24 protein-coding genes are annotated in these 16411 nt (G+C 50.6%); 15 read left to right on the forward strand and 9 right to left on the reverse strand.

The window, feature by feature from the left end; translation table 11 throughout:
• Positions 1 to 8: 8 nt before the first annotated feature.
• The 6 genes from MCB1EB_RS06555 to MCB1EB_RS06575 are packed head-to-tail and all read right to left on the reverse strand — an operon-like array spanning position 9 to position 4362.
• Entirely contained in the window at positions 9 to 1352 is a 1344-nt protein-coding gene (locus MCB1EB_RS06555; RefSeq protein WP_052393598.1) for a 2-hydroxycarboxylate transporter family protein, read from the reverse strand.
• 39 nt (positions 1353 to 1391) lie between these two features.
• Entirely contained in the window at positions 1392 to 1994 is a 603-nt protein-coding gene (locus tag MCB1EB_RS06560) for a hypothetical protein (protein WP_045361978.1), read from the reverse strand.
• 51 nt (positions 1995 to 2045) lie between these two features.
• Complete coding sequence (locus tag MCB1EB_RS06565) at positions 2046 to 2987, reverse strand: hypothetical protein (RefSeq protein ID WP_045361976.1); 942 nt, start codon at positions 2985 to 2987, stop codon at positions 2046 to 2048.
• A gap of 24 nt (positions 2988 to 3011) precedes the next feature.
• A complete protein-coding gene (locus MCB1EB_RS06570) occupies positions 3012 to 3953 on the reverse strand; it encodes a YqaJ viral recombinase family nuclease (RefSeq protein WP_161566192.1) in 942 nt (313 codons plus the stop codon).
• Complete coding sequence (locus tag MCB1EB_RS12025; RefSeq protein WP_161566193.1) at positions 3917 to 4057, reverse strand: hypothetical protein; 141 nt, start codon at positions 4055 to 4057, stop codon at positions 3917 to 3919. The genes MCB1EB_RS06570 and MCB1EB_RS12025 overlap by 37 nt, the downstream gene beginning before the upstream one ends.
• Positions 4054 to 4362 carry a hypothetical protein gene (locus MCB1EB_RS06575; RefSeq protein ID WP_045361970.1) on the reverse strand — a complete coding sequence of 103 codons (309 nt, stop codon included), beginning with the start codon at positions 4360 to 4362 and terminating at the stop codon, positions 4054 to 4056. The genes MCB1EB_RS12025 and MCB1EB_RS06575 overlap by 4 nt, the downstream gene beginning before the upstream one ends.
• Before the next feature lie 102 nt (positions 4363 to 4464).
• On the opposite strand from MCB1EB_RS06575, the gene MCB1EB_RS06580 reads away from it, so the two are divergent.
• Together MCB1EB_RS06580 and MCB1EB_RS12410 are read left to right on the forward strand one after the other, a co-directional pair.
• Positions 4465 to 4749, forward strand: coding sequence for a CCDC90 family protein (locus MCB1EB_RS06580; RefSeq protein WP_026921967.1), 285 nt, complete (start codon positions 4465 to 4467; stop codon positions 4747 to 4749).
• 63 nt (positions 4750 to 4812) lie between these two features.
• Positions 4813 to 4965: a hypothetical protein gene (locus MCB1EB_RS12410; RefSeq protein ID WP_232034095.1), complete on the forward strand. Its 153-nt coding sequence runs from the start codon at positions 4813 to 4815 to the stop codon at positions 4963 to 4965.
• A gap of 64 nt (positions 4966 to 5029) precedes the next feature.
• On the opposite strand, the gene MCB1EB_RS06585 is transcribed toward MCB1EB_RS12410, so the two are convergent.
• Together MCB1EB_RS06585 and MCB1EB_RS06590 are read right to left on the reverse strand one after the other, a co-directional pair.
• Positions 5030 to 5755, reverse strand: coding sequence for a phage antirepressor KilAC domain-containing protein (locus MCB1EB_RS06585; protein ID WP_052393596.1), 726 nt, complete (start codon positions 5753 to 5755; stop codon positions 5030 to 5032).
• A gap of 350 nt (positions 5756 to 6105) precedes the next feature.
• A complete protein-coding gene (locus MCB1EB_RS06590; RefSeq protein WP_161566194.1) occupies positions 6106 to 6771 on the reverse strand; it encodes an XRE family transcriptional regulator in 666 nt (221 codons plus the stop codon).
• Between the two features lie 82 nt (positions 6772 to 6853).
• Between MCB1EB_RS06590 and MCB1EB_RS12415 the strand changes: the two genes are divergently transcribed.
• Entirely contained in the window at positions 6854 to 7099 is a 246-nt protein-coding gene (locus tag MCB1EB_RS12415) for a Cro/CI family transcriptional regulator (RefSeq protein WP_081953440.1), read from the forward strand.
• A gap of 75 nt (positions 7100 to 7174) precedes the next feature.
• Here the strand turns inward: MCB1EB_RS12415 and MCB1EB_RS06600 are convergent, their stop codons facing one another.
• Positions 7175 to 7420: a hypothetical protein gene (locus MCB1EB_RS06600; RefSeq protein WP_045361967.1), complete on the reverse strand. Its 246-nt coding sequence runs from the start codon at positions 7418 to 7420 to the stop codon at positions 7175 to 7177.
• A gap of 28 nt (positions 7421 to 7448) precedes the next feature.
• Here MCB1EB_RS06600 and MCB1EB_RS06605 point away from each other — a divergent pair, with 28 nt between their 5' ends.
• The 12 genes from MCB1EB_RS06605 (at position 7449) to MCB1EB_RS06660 (ending at position 16410) form a co-directional block, all read left to right on the forward strand.
• Complete coding sequence (locus MCB1EB_RS06605; protein WP_045361964.1) at positions 7449 to 7649, forward strand: ribbon-helix-helix protein, CopG family; 201 nt, start codon at positions 7449 to 7451, stop codon at positions 7647 to 7649.
• Positions 7650 to 7810: 161 nt separating this feature from the next.
• Entirely contained in the window at positions 7811 to 8617 is an 807-nt protein-coding gene (locus MCB1EB_RS06610) for a YdaU family protein (RefSeq protein WP_052393592.1), read from the forward strand.
• Positions 8604 to 9257, forward strand: coding sequence for a DUF6475 domain-containing protein (locus MCB1EB_RS06615; protein WP_045361961.1), 654 nt, complete (start codon positions 8604 to 8606; stop codon positions 9255 to 9257). The genes MCB1EB_RS06610 and MCB1EB_RS06615 overlap by 14 nt, the downstream gene beginning before the upstream one ends.
• Before the next feature lie 23 nt (positions 9258 to 9280).
• Complete coding sequence (locus tag MCB1EB_RS06620) at positions 9281 to 9700, forward strand: RusA family crossover junction endodeoxyribonuclease (protein ID WP_126353922.1); 420 nt, start codon at positions 9281 to 9283, stop codon at positions 9698 to 9700.
• The gene (locus MCB1EB_RS06625; protein ID WP_126353923.1) at positions 9700 to 10101 is read left to right on the forward strand and encodes a hypothetical protein; all 402 of its coding nucleotides are present in this window, start codon (positions 9700 to 9702) and stop codon (positions 10099 to 10101) included. Before MCB1EB_RS06620 ends, MCB1EB_RS06625 begins: the two co-directional genes overlap by 1 nt.
• Positions 10098 to 10337, forward strand: coding sequence for a hypothetical protein (locus tag MCB1EB_RS06630; protein ID WP_126353924.1), 240 nt, complete (start codon positions 10098 to 10100; stop codon positions 10335 to 10337). The genes MCB1EB_RS06625 and MCB1EB_RS06630 overlap by 4 nt, the downstream gene beginning before the upstream one ends.
• Positions 10338 to 10504: 167 nt before the next feature.
• The gene (locus tag MCB1EB_RS06635) at positions 10505 to 10975 is read left to right on the forward strand and encodes a terminase small subunit-like protein (protein WP_152034319.1); all 471 of its coding nucleotides are present in this window, start codon (positions 10505 to 10507) and stop codon (positions 10973 to 10975) included.
• Complete coding sequence (gene terL, locus MCB1EB_RS06640; RefSeq protein WP_126353926.1) at positions 10926 to 12461, forward strand: phage terminase large subunit; 1536 nt, start codon at positions 10926 to 10928, stop codon at positions 12459 to 12461. The genes MCB1EB_RS06635 and terL overlap by 50 nt, the downstream gene beginning before the upstream one ends.
• A gap of 120 nt (positions 12462 to 12581) precedes the next feature.
• Positions 12582 to 13988 carry a DUF1073 domain-containing protein gene (locus MCB1EB_RS06645; protein ID WP_052393591.1) on the forward strand — a complete coding sequence of 469 codons (1407 nt, stop codon included), beginning with the start codon at positions 12582 to 12584 and terminating at the stop codon, positions 13986 to 13988.
• Positions 13924 to 14757, forward strand: a complete 834-nt coding sequence (locus MCB1EB_RS06650) for a phage head morphogenesis protein (RefSeq protein WP_045361955.1) — start codon at positions 13924 to 13926, stop codon at positions 14755 to 14757. Before MCB1EB_RS06645 ends, MCB1EB_RS06650 begins: the two co-directional genes overlap by 65 nt.
• Entirely contained in the window at positions 14754 to 15854 is a 1101-nt protein-coding gene (locus MCB1EB_RS06655) for a DUF2213 domain-containing protein (protein WP_052393587.1), read from the forward strand. The genes MCB1EB_RS06650 and MCB1EB_RS06655 overlap by 4 nt, the downstream gene beginning before the upstream one ends.
• 25 nt (positions 15855 to 15879) lie before the next feature.
• Positions 15880 to 16410: a structural cement protein Gp24 gene (locus MCB1EB_RS06660; RefSeq protein ID WP_126353927.1), complete on the forward strand. Its 531-nt coding sequence runs from the start codon at positions 15880 to 15882 to the stop codon at positions 16408 to 16410.
• Position 16411: the final 1 nt, after the last annotated feature.

The following is a 16411-nucleotide window of genomic DNA, read 5'->3' on the forward strand; positions in this document are numbered from 1 at the left end:
TCCTTTCATTAATTTTGGTAAACGCTAAACATCATGAGCGCAATCACTATCGTCAGCGCTCCGCCTATCCTTGTCGCCAACTGCGCAAACGGCATCAGATGCATCCGATGCGCTGAGGTCAAAATCGCCATGTCTCCCACGCTGCCCATCCCACTATGGCAAACATTAATAATCGCGCTCTCTATCGGATTTAATCCGGCCCAACGACCCACCATGAAACCGGTCAACGCCAGCGTCAGTACCGTGACGAAGATCGTAATTAAATAAACTGGGGCTAAAGCGCTAACCAGGGCTTGCCATGGCGTCAAAGTTAATCCCATCCCAAACAGAATCGGATACGCGACCGCTTGGGCAAAGAAGTGGTGCATCAGATACGCCCCCTCTTCCAGTCTGGGCGAAAGCGTCATCGTGAGTTTGATGAGTACTGCCAGCCCTAGCATGACCAACGGCGCGGGCCAGCCCGTTAACTGATGCACTAAAACCCCCACCATATACAAGCTTAGCGCCAACATTCCCACTGAGGCCAGCGACTCCATCAAAGCGGCGGGCGTTGAATCGGTAGAGTGGTTTTTTAAATGCCCTGCGGATAGTTTTTGACCCCGTTGACTCAGGTCCGAGTTAAGCTGCCCCAGTCGATGCAGCACCCCCGCACACGCCACCGCCGTCAGATTACCCAGCACGATTGGCGGCATCACTTGAGCAAACAACTCTGGCTGGGACGTTTGTAAAATCGCCGCATAGCCCAAGGTCAGCGGAATCGCCCCCTCGCCCAGGCCACCCGCCATAATCGGAATCACGATAAAGAAGAAGGTGTGGTGTGCGCTTAGTCCCAGCTCCATCCCCGTCAGGGTACCGACGATCGCCGCAGCGACAGAACCCGCAGCAAGCGGCACAAAGAGTTTCACGAAACCCTTCACCAGAAGACCCCGCTCCATACTCAAAATACCGCCCACTACCACCGCTACCGTAAACAGGTACAAAATATTCGTGCTCTCCCAAAATGCTCTGATCGAGTTCTCCAGCTCTATCGGCATCCGCTCGCTATACACACAATACGACGGCAGCAGCACGGTCACCATCACGGGGCCACCCAAGTACCGCAGAACCGGTATATGTTTGCCGATCTCTGCGCAGCTAAAACCTAATACCGCCACCACCGCCAACATCACCGAGAGTTCTCCGGGTACCTCACCTAACACGATAAAGCTCAGAACGCATAGCCACATCAGCCCAAACACCGGCAACGGAATCATCCCGATATGAACGGTTTCTTGTTTTTGCCAGCTCACTCGGTTTTGCACTGCTCTTAGCCAGCTTTGGCAGCGCTTGGCATAATGTTTGATCTTTTGCATGGTCACCCTCCATTGGGTCTCAAAGCACGTTGAATCGTTTTAAAATGGAATCGCCTCTTCATCATTGAACGTGGTCTCAGACTCTGCCTCTTTGGTTTTTCTCAGCGGGCGATGCTTGAGCATTTTCGACAATTCTTTCAGGTGCTCCGCTTCTCTTTTTTGGTCTACTATCTCTGAGGCCATGCGGTGGGTGCTGGCGCAGAAAAACCCCACCGGCACCGCCTTGACTCCAATCCCGCCATCCCGCTTTTCATATTCTTCGGTGTCCAACAGCACCCCAATTTCTTTATCCAATAGCGCTTTAAAAACCAGAGCGGTCTTATTCACCATTCCACTTTCTTCCTCATCCCACCTCCTGATCGCCCCTGGCTCTGATTCCAGATTTTTCAATCCCAAACACACCATCAGTGCATTCAGATACCGATAGCCATACAGCTCTTTGCCATCTTTATCCAACGTCCACAACGTAAAATATGCCCTCGCCTTGTTCTCCGTTTCAAACACCAACTCGATACCCTGAGTTTTATGCGGACTCGTCACCTCTACCGCCTGCATAAACTGACCCTCATACACCCCTGGCGCTGTGATACGGCTGCTGCGCTGCTCGGCTAGCCTGGCGGCTTCTATATTTAACTGATACATGACTTTCCTTATTTAAGTGAGTGTGAGTACGTTCGCTATAGCTCTGGCCCCCTATACGCTTCCTCCATCTCGCGCGCACGGATTTCTGCCCGTTCCTCGAGGCTGGGTTATCACTTTGGCTTCGGCCTGCTGCGCGAGGGCGTGAGCAGCAGGCTTTGCACCTAGGATTTCTCCAGTTTCTCGATCCATATCCGTCGTCAGAGGCTTCAATTCAGCCTCAGCGCGCAACACGCCGAGCGCTTGCGCAGCCGCCTTGAATGCATCAACGCTTTCCTTGTTCGCGCTGCCCAGGCCACTGATTTCAGCGTAAGTGAGCGAATTCACTACGCTGCGATCAATCCCAATCCCAATCTTGGTGGCGTATGCAACGATGTTTTGTCGCAACTCGTCGAGAGTCTTTTCTTTCGAGTGGTGACCGTTTTCCAGTGCCCGCTTCTCAAACGCACTGATGACGTTCTGCGGAATGATTGACAGCACCCCATTGCGAAACGCCTTCGATTCCGCAATCACGTCATAGTGCTGACGATCATATTTCGTTCCATTGCGGCGCTTCTCTTGCTTGGTTTCCTTCTTGCGAACCTGATTGGAGTTGCCCGTTTTGAGGTCGGTGATTTCCATCACAACTTCATAGAAGTCGTCCTCATCCGCAAGCTGCGGAATGATCTGTGCTTGGATCGCCAACGGCTCGAAGCTCTTAAAGACAAATAGCGAACCCGTTTTGTCCACACTGGCCACAATCCGCGATTTGATACCGCCGTAGTGCGAAGCAAGTTCGCGCGCTCCGACTACGGAAATTCCGCTGACTTTATTACCCCCAATATCGAAGGAATAGACATATTCATTCCCCGTATGCCCGTGCAACACTGAATCACGAATCAATTGGTCGTCCCGTGCCTGCATGGCGTGCCACGCTTCCGAATTGAAGTTGCCCCCAACATTGGGGACTACGCTGTTTCCCTGCGCCACAGCGGTTTTTAACGCTTGAACACTCATGGTTTTTCTCCTCAATACAGTGGGTTACTTCAGGCGAAATGTGCGAGATTCGCTGGTTTTGCGAAATTGTTGGCAAAGCTCAGGATGGGCTTGCTCGAAGGCTTTGATATCCACACGCTGCGAAGCCTGGGTTTTCCACGTCGCCAGAAGCTGGCCTTGGTAGCGCAGCATTGCGGATTTGCCCATGCAAGCCTTGATCTTGGTTTCGAGAAGTTCGATTTTGCTCACCATGCTCTTAGACTGCGCCTTGGCAGATTTCAACTGTGTGCATAAATCAAACAGGGCATCATCCGCTTCAACGGCACCCCCATCGTCGCTCTTAAACAAACTCGCCACGTCGCTTAATGTCTTTGCCTCCGGCGCAATGCGGGGCAGGACGTGCTTGAACCAAAACGTACGACCCGCATCGATTAGGATAGCTTCTAGCTCGCTGTCCCGCTCCACGCGAAATTCCCTATACTCATTGCCGCCAAACAGCGCCGCAATCACTGCGTAGTCATAGTCCTTCACCGCCATATACCATGCGACTTGCGCGACGTACGTCAGCGGCACTTCGTCACTCCCCTCTAGACCCCATGCTTTGGCACTGAATGTATTGACATTCTTGATTTCCAGCACGCCTGGGCGCTCACCTGGGATGATTCCGTCCAGATTCGCGACCATCCATTCGTGTTCCGGATGACGCATAATCGTATCGGGCCGTATCACCTCGATGCCATGCTCCTCTGAGAAGCGCTGAGCGATAATCGGCTCGACCGCATGCCCCCAATAGGTGTATTCAGCAGGCTCATCCATAGGAGTGGGCTGCGTCTTCGACAGATACACATCAACCGCCGTCTTGAACGGGCTAACGCCCAGGATGGCCCCGATGTCAGAACCGCCTATGCCGGTCCGGCGGGCGGCCAGGAATTCTTGGCGCATGCAAGCGTTCATTTGATCTCCAGTAAAATGGCTGCACCCAGGCACAGAGCGAGTAAGATCATCCCCACGCTGACTTTGATGAAAACCTCAATGCGATCAGCCCTTATAGCCGCGCGTAGCAACGCGTTGTCGTTTTCGAGACGTTTCATGCGGTGGCCTTTCTCTGATACGCACAGTCAATAGCTCTTTGTAGCGCCCTGCCTGTCTGCGTTTCCAAAAGGCGCTCATAGGTTTCAACAAACAAGTCCGTCGATTGCGCCTGGGCCGCATCACGTAGCGCTTGTTTTTTGACAGAATCGGGTAACTCCACCATGACTTCTAGCAGGGCATCGAAGGTTATTGACGCCTCAACTTCGTCAGCAAGCACGCAGTAAGCCTCGTCGGCAGCCTCTGACCGAGCCTGCAACCGGTCGTAGCGAGCTTCGAACTGCTGCATCAGTTCGCTCGAATTCATATCAAACTCCTTGTGCAGTATTCGCCATCGTTTACGGCTTTTCTGGTATAAACGTCGAAAAGAAAGTCTTGTGCTAGAATTTGGAGACAGGAGATATTTACTATGGCAGCAGTTGCATTCGATACACTTAAATTCGTCAACAAGCTTGAAGCGGTTGGCGTTTCGCGTCCGCAAGCAGTAGCGGAAGCGGAAGTTTTATCTGAAATCTTTGATTTGAATTTGCGCGAACTGGCAACCAAAGAAGACGTAAACCGTGAAATTAATAGCCTGCGCCATGATATGGAAAAAATGTTCATTGGCCTGAAAGCTGAAATTTCGATGCTGAAATGGGGCTTAGGTGCAATTATTGGCGGAGTGCTCGCGCTTGTTGCAAGAGCATTCTTTTGATTGCCTTCTGAGTAAGCTCTTTCGCTAATATTCTCCTGAATATCAGCCGCTTTAACTCCAAATATGACTACACCTGCTGCTTTTGGCCTTGTAATGATGACCATAGGCATGTGGTTTATAGGCCAATATTTGAGCAAAAAAGACTTTAATAAATTTTGCCTGTCTGTTCTTGCCGTATTGATCGGTAATTGTCTGTTCAACCTTTTTTCAGGTTGAATGAAGGCGAATTTATTTTCCATAGCGCTCTGGCATACAGCAATCACATCGATGGTTTCATCATTCATGCTGTCGCTCCTTGAGCAAACTGCTTTTGAATCCACGTCAACCCTTTTCCAGTGATCAGGGTGCGTGCATAGATATGGTTTTCGCCTCTCGGGTCTTCATACTGCCGCTCAATCACGCGAAAGCGCCCTGCCTCAATCTGTTCTTGATACGGTAAATTGTTCTTCATCAATAAACGGCGCTCACGCAACCAGGAAAAAAGCCTTTTAGGCCCAGTGCCCATGACTTTGGCTACTTCTTGCACCGTTTGAGCATTGATCGCTTTTCCAACATGATCATAAAAATCCGCTTTAGGTTTTAATTCTTCCACCTGGCTTCGCAGCACCCCGACTTCTTCGGTATACGTCAGTAGTGCTGTGCGTAGCTGTTTTGGATCACTAAGCAAACTGTGCAAATCTATTGCAGGTAAATGAGTGCGGCGCTCGCATTCAATGAAATATTGTCTGGCTTGCTTGCCTTTTTCGTTGCGCTCGACCATTGACAGCTCTTTCGCCATCCCCAAAGCCAAGTGATATTCTTTGCGATACTTAGTTCCGCTCGGTAGCTTCACCCCCATTTCGGTGAGCAGATAATCTTGGTTTTGAATAAAGCCGTACTGCGTGATGCGATCTTTAATCCAGGTCGAAAAATCTTTTCTGATGCCTAAAAATGCGTGCAAGTCACGCGCATTTACAGTCGGCACAGAAGTACCTCGAAGCTCCGTAGGAGTAATAGCTATCAACATTTCTTTGTACCCTTCCTATTACAGTTTTTTCTGCCTTACTCTGTAAAACCACCAGTGACTGATTTAACTTTCTTACGTGGATTGTTTTTTCGGCTACGCCTGCTATAACTTTCCTTTACGTCAATCATCACAACAGCCAAATTTGTTCTAACAGGCGACAACTACCCGATGCTTCATCAACTCCATCAAACATCACTTGTCAATTTAATTAAACAATATGGGCGCGACGATGTCAAGAGAATTAATCAAATTAATTCTCTCTAGTAGGCTTACGGCAATAAAAAAGTGTTTTTGTAGACTGGATAGGAAGCAAGAAAGAGGTCTAGCTCCTCCCACGCAAATTATTTTCGTTAGATGCGTTCGCTTTGCTTATGGACAATACGACCGAGGACAAAAGTTTCCTCGGTAATTGGTTTGTCCCTATAAATTCTCTTATCTGGATTGTCAGAGGCAGCCAACCACTGATTGTTTACTTTAAAAAGACGCCTAACCACGGCTTCGCCCTCGTCATTAATAGCAAAGGCAACCCCATCTCTGGGCTTAACATCAGCGGTATTAACAACAACCCAATCCCCATCATATAGACCCGGCTCCATAGCCGAGCCCGTTACTTTAATAGCGAAGAGTTCTTCCGGGTTAAAGTCGTTTTTTTTATACCATTCTTGGGAAAAAAGGATTGGTGCCATATTGTCTCCGATTGACTCAGTGGAAAATTCACGTGAGCCTTCGAAGAACTTAATATGCACTCTGTAAACTACAAAACAATTACCACCTTCATATTCAGTCTGCCCGACTTTCTCGCCCCATTCTTTAGTCCCAATTCCCGTTGCAAGCCATTCAGGACGCACTCGTAAAGCCTTAGATACCTTGACCAAGTTTTTTCCCGATGGCTCAGTTACATTACCGGTAAACCAAAGAGAAATGGTTGCACGTGAAATTTTTGCACGCCTCGAAAGCTCCGCCTGCGTAAGCTCGTGCTCGTCGAGTAAGGACTGTAATCTATCTTTGAAGTTCATGTTAAGTACATTAAACGCTTGATTGATTAATGTGATTGACGTATTATTGTTTGATAGAATTGACATCCGGGCTCAGAACACCATGCTCATTTCAAAACAGCAAGCTATACGAGTATTTGGTAGTGGCGCCAACCTCGGGCGTGCTATCGGCATAACCCGTAGCGCTATCTCTCAGTGGCCTGATAGATTGGACCAGAGGCAAACTGATTTGGTTATTGGTGCTGCACTTCGCCTTGGCAAACTACTGCCTGAGAGCTACGAAATACTTATTAAGTTATCGCAAGTTTCCAACGCGAGACCTTCAACCCATCGAGCTCGCCCAAATTAAGGAATAGTCTAAATGCGTACTGAAAAAGCCTCTGTCGAACAGGATTGCAGCTTCTGTGATCGAGAAGGAGGAAGATCAAGCCGGTCGCCAAAACTTCTGTGGATCATTCGCAAACCAAAACTCTTCGAGCAGTTTGGATGTATGCCGAAAAAATTGCTCTTGAATGGCTTCCAAAGTTTTACCGTGAACGGGGAGCAAGACTTCTGCCGAGATTCTTTCTCGCACTCCAGAATTCATACGTTCAAAAGCTGCCTTGGCAAGCACCCTATTATTTTGTGGCTCTAAAACTAATGAGCCAAGTTTAATTTCGTTCTCAATCATATGTGCTTTGTAATGAGTTGGTGATGTCGTGAACCAAAAACGCGAAAAATGCACAGAAGAAATAAAGCTGCACTTGGGCGAAAAGCTCAAGGCTGATCTAAAAGAGTTAGCAGCACTCAAAGGCCACGATTCGTTAAGCCCGTTCATCCGTAATATTCTTCGTGAATTCATATACGGCAAGCTTAGTCCGAATCGTGATTTATTGGCAGGGACCGTTCGGGACGAATAAGGCCGCAGATCAAGGGATTGAACAGTAATAGACTATTAGATAAGGGAAAACTTAAAAATGAAGCGTCCATCCTTCCGATTCTACCCTGCCGATTGGCATACAGACACTGCTTTGCAAGATCGCTCAGTGGTGGCGTGCGCATCTGCATATAAGGCTTGCGAATGAGCCAGAAACCCAATATCTGGATGCCGCTTTATATCGCCGATTATCTGGCGGACACAACGCGGCTAACCACTGAACAGCACGGGGCTTACCTGCTGCTAATCATGGATTACTGGCGCAATGGTGCACTGCCGGATGATGATGCTGCGCTTGCAAATATCACACGCCTTTCCCTATCGCATTGGAAAAAGCAGCGTGGCGTGTTGTCCAGACTATTCCAAGTTGGTCACGACGAATGGCGTCACAAGCGCATTGATACCGAATTGGAGCGAGTCGCTAGAAATTCAGTCAAGCATACGGAACGCGCTCGCAAAGCAGCGACTAAACGATGGTCCAAGCAATCCTTAGAAGATGCTACAAGCAATGCTTGCAGCAATGCCAGTGCAATGCTTGATGAATGCCCTTCACAATCACATTCATATTCACCTTCTTCTTCGAAGAAAGAAGGGGATAAATCCCCTTCAACCCCTCGGGCACGCGAAAAGCTGGCGGTGACGTTGCCAGACTGGCTGGCGAAAGAGGACTGGTTGGCCTTTGCCGAGCATCGAAAGCGGCTGAAAGCACCGATGAGCGAAGTGGCCCAAGTACGAGCGATAGCCGAGCTTTCGCGACTTCGAGACAACGGCCATGACCCAAGCGCCGTGCTCAACCAGAGCATCGTGAACGGCTGGAAAGGGCTGTTTGACCTCAAGCGCCATGAAGCGCACGGGTTCAACCGGCAGGCGATGTTGGAAGCGCGCAATGCCCAAGCCTGCCTTGAGGCCAAGGCGCTGATTTTTGGGGAGAGCGCTGATGCAATCCTGTGATTTTGCTGCTTTCGGCCAGATGCTGCAAGCAATTATGGCGATGTACGGACGGGATTTGTCCCCCGCTCTGGTGGCGCTGTACTGGCAAGGCTTGCAAGCGTATGATCTCGCCGCTGTACGCGAAGCGCTCAACCGGCATGTGAACAACCCCGATACGGGCCAGTTCATGCCCAAAATCGCCGATATTCACAAGATGCTGCAAGGCTCTACGCAAGATGCTGCGTTGACTGCTTGGAGCAAAGTAGACCGAACCATGCGTGAGAAAGGCCCTTACCCAAGCATCGTGTTCGACGACCCGTTGATTCATCGTGTGCTTTCCGAGATGGGTGGCTGGGTGCAACTCAGCACAAAGCATGAAGATGACTGGCCGTTTGTACGCAACGAATTTGTGAACCGTTACCGTGGATACCGGGTGCGCAGCGAAGTGCCTGACTATCCACCCGTGTTGATTGGCATCGCAGAAATGACGAATCAACAACTTGGGTTTGAAGTCGCACCGCCGCTTTTAGTCGGCAGTGCTGCCATGGCGCAGCAAGTCATGCGCCAAGGAACCGATCAACCGCTGCTTGAATTCACACTGCTAAACGTAAAAAATTTACCCGTGCTTTTGCAAAACGAAGCTCAACAAATCGCCGCTTAATCTTTTTCATTTCAAACAAACAAATGCTTAACGCAATCATCTTCACGATCCCAGGCCAGCCCATTGCCAAAGGCCGTGCTCGCTCGTGTATCCGTAACGGCCACATCGCGCACTACACCCCAGAAAAAACAGTGCGATATGAAAACCTTGTGAAGCTTGCTGCTCAGAAAGCGATGGACGGACAAAGCCCAATCGAATCTGCCATAGCGCTGATTGTACGAGCATTCCTACCGACTCCAGCCAGTTGGAGCCTTAAAAAGCAGCGAGCGGCAGCAATCGGCGAATTCATGCCTACCAAACGCCCAGACCTGGATAACATCGTCAAAGCGGTTAAGGACGGCGCGAACGGTGTCACCTGGAAAGATGATTCACAAGTCATCGACGTACACGCCAGCAAGCGATATGGCGCGCCCCGCGTTGAAGTCGAGGTGAGGGTAAGCTAATGAAGCAAAGCACAGGTTCATGGCGGAGCATTCCCGAGTGGGTCGAGTATGAAATACAAAATTGGGTTCGCTGGTGCTGGTCTGGCCCCTGGCCGCATCCTCTGCCGCCTACGCAATGTGCATCGGCTGAGCGTTACTATCGTGCGCCAAGTGATCTAGGCGAGGCCGAAACGTCTCTCCCTCCACCCTACGCCCCGAATGCCAAGATTGTGCAGCGGGCTTACGTTGCGATGCTGAAACAGGAGCAACACGTGATGAAAGCTGAGTACATTAATCCGTGGGAGTCTGGTCGAATACACTATGGCAGAACTGGCGCTGCGCGACGCCTCAAAATGTCGCTTGCCACTTATGAAACCATTTTAAGAAGCGGATGCTATCGAATCGAAAGGGCTTTTGGATGAAATATGCGCGGGAGATTATGGACCTGATGAGTGCGTATCCTGAACGGAATTTTAAAATGATTGAAATCGTGCGACACGCTAATCCGAATCCAAAAAGTAAGAAAGAGCGCTGTGCTACCCATCGAGGGGTATTACGCGTTTTGGATACGCTCACCGAGATGGGAAGAATATTTAAAATACCTTCGCGGGCAGGCAACGGAGGCTATACGCTTTATCGATGGAAAACCACGACATGAACTTTTGCAAACCGCGACAAAAACCACGACAATGGCGGTGGGAAAAACCGCCCTAAAAATTCAGTCGCTTTTTTGAGTGGGTTTTTGCAGGTGTTTTTCTCAATGATTTTCAGCCTCAGGCAGCCTAGACGCTGCCTTTTTTATGCCTGTTTGCTTTACCTTTAACGATGGCTCGGACTAGCAAATACACGATTGCTCTAGCGAAAAAGATTTGTGAGCGCTTGATGGCCGGTCAAAGTTTGCGCTCTATCTGTGCGCAAAAGGGAATGCCCGACCAGGTGACTGTATATCGTTGGTTAGAAAAATCTGAACCATTTCGCAAGCAATACACGCACGCGCGCGAAGTGCAGGCCGACACGCTCGCCGATGAGGTTCTGGATATTGCCGACGACGCTACTCAGGATATGCAAGTCGACGAGCAAGGCAATGAACGCGTGCGCCACGAAGCCGTACAACGCTCTAAACTCCGCGTCGATGCTCGTAAATGGCTCGCTGGGCAATTAGCTCCCAAGAAGTACGGCGACCGCATCCAGCAGAATATCAGCGGCGCACATGATGGCCCAATTGAACAAAAAATCACCCTCGTCGATGAAGCCCAAGTCAAAGCCACCGTCGCTCACCTTGAGGAAAACTATTGATCCCGAGGTGCTTCGGGCGGTCGCTAAGGCCAAATGTGAGCACAGTCACCTCTTTTTCACTCGGTATTTCTTTAAACACCGCCAGGGCATTCCGTTTCATCTGAACTGGCACCATGCGTTGATTGCCGATACGGTGCAGAAAGTCATCGATGGCGAGTTTAAGAATGTTGTGATTAATGTGCCGCCAGGCTCTTCCAAGACTGAGCTGGTGGCGATTAACTTGATCGCACGGGGCTTAGCGCTGAATCCTCGAGCGCGCTTTTTGCATATTTCGTATTCTGACGATCTGGCCTTACTCAATTCTGAAATGGCGCGAGAAATTATCCGTAGCGAGGAATATCAAGCGCTGTGGCCGCTCGCGATTGCTCAGGATGCTAAGAGTAAAAAACGCTGGAATGTGCTGCTCGACGGTAAGAAGGCCGGTGGCGTCTACGCGGTCTCATTGGGCGGTCAGATTACCGGTTTTAGAGCTGGCCACATGGCGCCAGGCTGGCAAGGCGCGCTCATCATTGATGACCCGCTTAAAGTCGAAGATGCGTACAGCAAAGCCGCCCGCGACAAAGCAAATCGTAAGCTCGTATCCACCGTTAAAAGCCGTAAAGCGCAGCCAGATACACCGATTGTTGTGATTATGCAGCGCTTAGCCCAGGAAGACCCCACCGGCTTTATCCAAATGGGCAAAGTGCCTGGCGATTGGACCTTCGTTTCGATTCCCGCCCTGTTGGATGATACGTATGTGGCTGCCCTCCCCTCTAACTATCGAGACAAGATAGACACCTCGCGACGAGATGAACACGGGCGCTTTAGCTACTGGCCGTACAAAGAGCCGCTTAACGATTTATGCGCGCTTGAACAGGCGGATCGCTATGTGTTCACGAGCCAGTACCAGCAGCAGCCTAGAGCACTCGGGGGCGATCTCATCAAAAGTGAATGGTTTTCATATTACGAAACGCCGCCCCGCATTCGCCTGCGCAAAATGTATGCCGATACCGCACAAAAGACCGCTGAGCACAACGATTACAGCGTATTTCAGCTATGGGGCTTAGGCGAAGACAATCGCTTGTACTTGCTCGATCTCATCCGCGGCAAATGGCCTGCGCCTGAACTTAAGCGCCGTGCGATTGCCTTTTGGAATAATCATAAACCCTATGACCATAAGACCAGCGCACCCTTAGCGCAACTGCTGGTCGAGGATAAATCCTCAGGCACAGGTCTGATTCAAGATATTCAAGAAGATGGGCATATTCCCGTTAAAGGCATTCCTCGTGGCACCGATAAGCTTACCCGCATCATGGGCGTGCTGGCTTACATTGAGTCAGGACGCATTGTGCTACCCAAAACAGCGCCTTGGGTGAAGGACTTTATTGCCGAATGCGAGGCCTTCACGGCCAATAATACGCACGCACACGATGACCAGATTGATCCGATGATTGATGCGATTACCGATTGTTTAGCGAAAAGCTCGGATTGGTCGGGATGGACTTAGAGGGAAGTTTAGGAAGGTGGGCGCTCAGTATCCCTAGCGGGCCACTGGAGATCAATCCAATGAAGGGAGTACCAAACGCCCGATTCTTATTTTACCCGAATTCACTATTTAGGTTAAATTTTGTCAAAAAAACATAAAAACAAAGGGGCGCAAGCGATACCCGCCTTGGCAGTCCAGCCAACGGACATCACCCAAGATAGCCTCACCAATCTCGTCGCAGGCCTGATGAATAGCCGCGACAAGATGGCGTATAACCATTATGCGTTTCGCAAAACGATTAGCCGCTCCGAGCTTGCCACGATGTATCGCTCAAATTGGCTGGCGCGCAAAATCATCGATGCGCCGGCTGAGGATATGACGCGGGAATGGCTGAGCCTCGAGACCAAAGATGAAAGCAGTAAAGACACACTAGAAGCCGCTGAAAAGCGCTTTAAGCTCGTCACACTCTTAACGAATAATCTCAAATGGGGTCGGCTCTTTGGTGGCTCGGCGCTCTATATGAGCTTAGCGGGTGAGGACCCCGAGACGCCATTAGAGACTGAACGTATCCGCAAAGGCGCACTACAGGGTTTTCTCGTTCTGGATCAACACCAACTCACAGTAGATAAGCAACCTTCCTTGGTTGACTTAAACCGCCCCGAATATTGGCGTCCTGAGCATTATCGCGTTGCCGATACCCAGCAAATCATTCATGCCAGCCGCCTTATCTTCTCCGATGGCGCACTGGTGCCGGTCAGTGATTTAAAGCAGCAAGGATTTTGGCACGATAGCGTACTGCAAGCTCTTTACGACGAACTGCAACGCGGTGATACGGTCGCCAGCGGCACCGCCAGCATGTTCTTTGAAATGTGCGTTGATATTTTAAAAATTAATGGACTCACGAACAAGCTGAATAGCGATGAAGGCACACGCGAAGTTCAAAAGCGTTTTGAAGTCACCAATACGGCCAAATCCTTTAACCGGATGATGCTGCTCGATAGCGCCGATGACTATCAGCAAAAAACCATCAACTTTGGCGGAGTCAGCGAAGTCGCTACGATGTTTTTACAGCGTATTTCGGGTGCGGCAGACATTCCTGCGACACGTCTATTGGGCCAATCGCCAACCGGCCTGAGCGCCACAGGGGAAAGCGATATTCGTAACTACTACGATGCGCTCAAAGCCAAGCAAGAAAACATCTTACGTCCTCAAGTCGAAAAGATTTACGACGTGATGGCGATGTCTGAGCTGGGCCATCCGCTCAAAGACCTCGTGATCGAATTTAATCCGCTCTGGCAATTGTGTGAAGCGGAGCGGGCCAACGCTGAAAAAATCCGCGCTGAGACCGATCAAATTTATCTGATGCAAGGGGTGATTCACGAAGCGCATAGCCTCAAACGCCTCAAAGCCAATGATACCTATGCGATTACCGATGAAGATTTAGACGAAGCGCAGGCACTCGCGCAAGAATTAGACATACCGGATGAACCTGACGCTACCCGCCCTGATCAAGGCACACTTCAAGCACACGACAAAACGCCAGTCTAAGCGCCCTCGCGTACTACGGTCAGCAAAACTCAACCGTCGAGCCGAAGTCGCTTACCGCAATCAGTTGTTGAGCCTGGTGAAACAGATGCATCAGCGCGTTAAAGAAGAGATTTTTCCGATCTTGAAAGAACCAGAGGACGGCTATACGCAGGATGCGTTATCAGAATCGCTAGTTCAACGGATTCAAGCCGCGTTAGAGCGTGTGTCTCGAGCCTTTCTAGCGTTGATTGCCCACGCACACCGTTGGGCGCACCGCATGGTCGAGCAGGTCGATGAAGACAACCGCACGGCGCTGATTGGCAGTATTCGCTATGCCTTTGGCATCGATATCGCCCCATTACTGAATATTCCGACGCTCAATGCACCGGTGCAGTTAGCAATGGCGACGAATGTCCACTTGATCCAGTCGATTCCACAGCGTTACTTTGAATCACTCCGCACCTCCATTTTAACCGGCGTTCTGGAAGGACGGCGCTATACGGAGCTGGCCGTAGACATCCAGAAATTAACCGGTGCAACCGGAAAACGCGCCCGCCTGATTGCTCGAGACCAAACCGCTAAAACCCATGCGGCAATTGCCCAAGCCCGACAAACGGCGCTTGGGATCACCGAATACGAATGGCAAACCAGTGGCGATGAACGCGTACGAGACAGTCACGCGGACAAAGATGGCAAACGATTTAAATGGGAGAACCCACCTGAGTCCGGCCACCCTGGTCACGAGATTGCTTGCCGCTGTGTCGCCTTACCCATTATTGACTTAACATGATCGAAATTTTAGATAGTCTACCCTCTGAGCGAAGATACACGCCAGAGGGTTTTTTAATTGCGCCCGCCAAGCTCGCACGCTGCGGCATTCAGCCGTATCGCGCCGTCGAGTTTTCTGACGGGACCGGCGATCCAATGCGCATTCTGAATATCTATCGCCCGCCTGAAGAGGTCTTTGCGCCCGAATCTCTGGCTTCTTATGAAGGCGCGCCGCTCACGAACGACCATCCACCCTCTTTCTTTGTCACAGCCGATAACTGGCGACATCTCGCGCTGGGCTTTGTACGCAATATCCGGCAGCAAGAGGGTTATGTGATCGGTGATTTAGTGGTGCAGGACAAAAGCACCATTGCCCTGATTGAAAGCGGCAAGGTGGGCCTTTCCGCCGGTTATCAATCCAACAAAGAGATGATCTCTGGCGTGACCCCAGATGGGCAGCCCTATGACGGTATTCAAAGAAATATTCGCGTTAATCATATCGCGCTCACGCGCACCCCTCGTTGCGGTCCCACCTGCCGCATTGAAGATTCTAACTCTCATGGAGAACCTCTTATGTCTGACACACCCGATCAAACCACGACTCAAAGCACCGATACAACAACCGCTGTTCAGACAGCCCCTACGCCTTGCCATGACTGCGGCGAGATACAAAATCAAATGGATACGCTGACTGAAACGATTAAAAAACTTGAAGCCGAAAACCAGACGCTCCGCCAAAAGGAAGCTACCCCCGCGGTGCGCGATGCCTGGATTGCCGACTGGGCTGAAACGGTGACCGATGCTAAGCAGTTAATGCCCATGATCACGACGACCGATAAAAGTTGTCATGCAATCCGGCACGAAGTGGTTAAGCAGCTTTATCCAAAGCACAAACCCGTGGTCGATGCGCTGTTAGCCGGACACACCCTCGATAGTGCCGACGATGCCATGATTCAACGGGCTTTTAAGGTGTTAAGCGCTCTGCCTCAAAGCACCCCACGCCGTGATCCGGTTCTAGATGCACTGAACACCCAACTGAACACCGATAGCCGCCCGTTAGACCCACAGACTGCCCGCACGCAATACATTCAGCAGCTACAAGCGACCTATACCGCTTAACTTTTTTATTCAATCAGGAGTTTTTATGTCGATTCAATTATCCGAGTATGGCGATACGCAGCTTGACCGTGGCATCCCTGGACTCGAGGCCGATAATGGCCCCAACAGTATTGTGAACCGCCGTAATGCCAGCACCACTGAGATTGACTTTGGTTTAGCCGTTGCCGCAGGCGCTGACGCAGATACTGCGGTGTTGCCTTCTACAGGCTGCCGCATCATCGGTTTGAGCGTACGCCACGCTACGATGCAAGCGAATCAAACCGGCAACGTCAGCTATGCGCCCAAAGCTACCGTACCCGTCATGGAAATTGGACGGCTTTGGGCCATCGCTCAAACGGCGGTCAGTCCTGGAGATCCTGTGACCACCGATGCCAACGGCGCACTGTCGACTGGCACAGCGATAGCAGTTCCTGGCGCTGTATGGGAAACCCAAGCCGCAGCCGGAGCGATTGCGCGTGTTCGGATTAACCTCTTCTTCACGCCTAATACGATCCCACCTACGTCATCCACGTCTAAGAAAAAAGAGTCAGACGACAGCGCATCGAGCGTTTCCTAAC

This window comes from Mycoavidus cysteinexigens, assembly GCF_003966915.1.
GTDB lineage: Bacteria > Pseudomonadota > Gammaproteobacteria > Burkholderiales > Burkholderiaceae > Mycoavidus > Mycoavidus cysteinexigens.

Excerpts from the sequence above, each read along its gene's own strand:
- MCB1EB_RS06555 (WP_052393598.1), bottom strand. The coding sequence starts at position 1,352 with ATGCAAAAGATCAAACATTATGCCAAGCGCTGCCAAAGCTGGCTAAGA.
- MCB1EB_RS06560 (WP_045361978.1), bottom strand. The coding sequence starts at position 1,994 with ATGTATCAGTTAAATATAGAAGCCGCCAGGCTAGCCGAGCAGCGCAGC.
- MCB1EB_RS06565 (WP_045361976.1), bottom strand. The coding sequence starts at position 2,987 with ATGAGTGTTCAAGCGTTAAAAACCGCTGTGGCGCAGGGAAACAGCGTA.
- MCB1EB_RS12025 (WP_161566193.1), bottom strand. The coding sequence starts at position 4,057 with ATGAAACGTCTCGAAAACGACAACGCGTTGCTACGCGCGGCTATAAGG.
- MCB1EB_RS06575 (WP_045361970.1), bottom strand. The coding sequence starts at position 4,362 with ATGAATTCGAGCGAACTGATGCAGCAGTTCGAAGCTCGCTACGACCGG.
- MCB1EB_RS06580 (WP_026921967.1), top strand. The coding sequence starts at position 4,465 with ATGGCAGCAGTTGCATTCGATACACTTAAATTCGTCAACAAGCTTGAA.
- MCB1EB_RS12410 (WP_232034095.1), top strand. The coding sequence starts at position 4,813 with ATGACTACACCTGCTGCTTTTGGCCTTGTAATGATGACCATAGGCATG.
- MCB1EB_RS06585 (WP_052393596.1), bottom strand. The coding sequence starts at position 5,755 with ATGTTGATAGCTATTACTCCTACGGAGCTTCGAGGTACTTCTGTGCCG.
- MCB1EB_RS06590 (WP_161566194.1), bottom strand. The coding sequence starts at position 6,771 with ATGAACTTCAAAGATAGATTACAGTCCTTACTCGACGAGCACGAGCTT.
- MCB1EB_RS12415 (WP_081953440.1), top strand. The coding sequence starts at position 6,854 with ATGCTCATTTCAAAACAGCAAGCTATACGAGTATTTGGTAGTGGCGCC.
- MCB1EB_RS06600 (WP_045361967.1), bottom strand. The coding sequence starts at position 7,420 with ATGATTGAGAACGAAATTAAACTTGGCTCATTAGTTTTAGAGCCACAA.
- MCB1EB_RS06610 (WP_052393592.1), top strand. The coding sequence starts at position 7,811 with ATGAGCCAGAAACCCAATATCTGGATGCCGCTTTATATCGCCGATTAT.
- MCB1EB_RS06615 (WP_045361961.1), top strand. The coding sequence starts at position 8,604 with ATGCAATCCTGTGATTTTGCTGCTTTCGGCCAGATGCTGCAAGCAATT.
- MCB1EB_RS06620 (WP_126353922.1), top strand. The coding sequence starts at position 9,281 with ATGCTTAACGCAATCATCTTCACGATCCCAGGCCAGCCCATTGCCAAA.
- MCB1EB_RS06625 (WP_126353923.1), top strand. The coding sequence starts at position 9,700 with ATGAAGCAAAGCACAGGTTCATGGCGGAGCATTCCCGAGTGGGTCGAG.
- MCB1EB_RS06630 (WP_126353924.1), top strand. The coding sequence starts at position 10,098 with ATGAAATATGCGCGGGAGATTATGGACCTGATGAGTGCGTATCCTGAA.
- MCB1EB_RS06635 (WP_152034319.1), top strand. The coding sequence starts at position 10,505 with ATGGCTCGGACTAGCAAATACACGATTGCTCTAGCGAAAAAGATTTGT.
- terL (WP_126353926.1), top strand. The coding sequence starts at position 10,926 with ATGAAGCCCAAGTCAAAGCCACCGTCGCTCACCTTGAGGAAAACTATT.
- MCB1EB_RS06650 (WP_045361955.1), top strand. The coding sequence starts at position 13,924 with ATGAACCTGACGCTACCCGCCCTGATCAAGGCACACTTCAAGCACACG.
- MCB1EB_RS06655 (WP_052393587.1), top strand. The coding sequence starts at position 14,754 with ATGATCGAAATTTTAGATAGTCTACCCTCTGAGCGAAGATACACGCCA.
- MCB1EB_RS06660 (WP_126353927.1), top strand. The coding sequence starts at position 15,880 with ATGTCGATTCAATTATCCGAGTATGGCGATACGCAGCTTGACCGTGGC.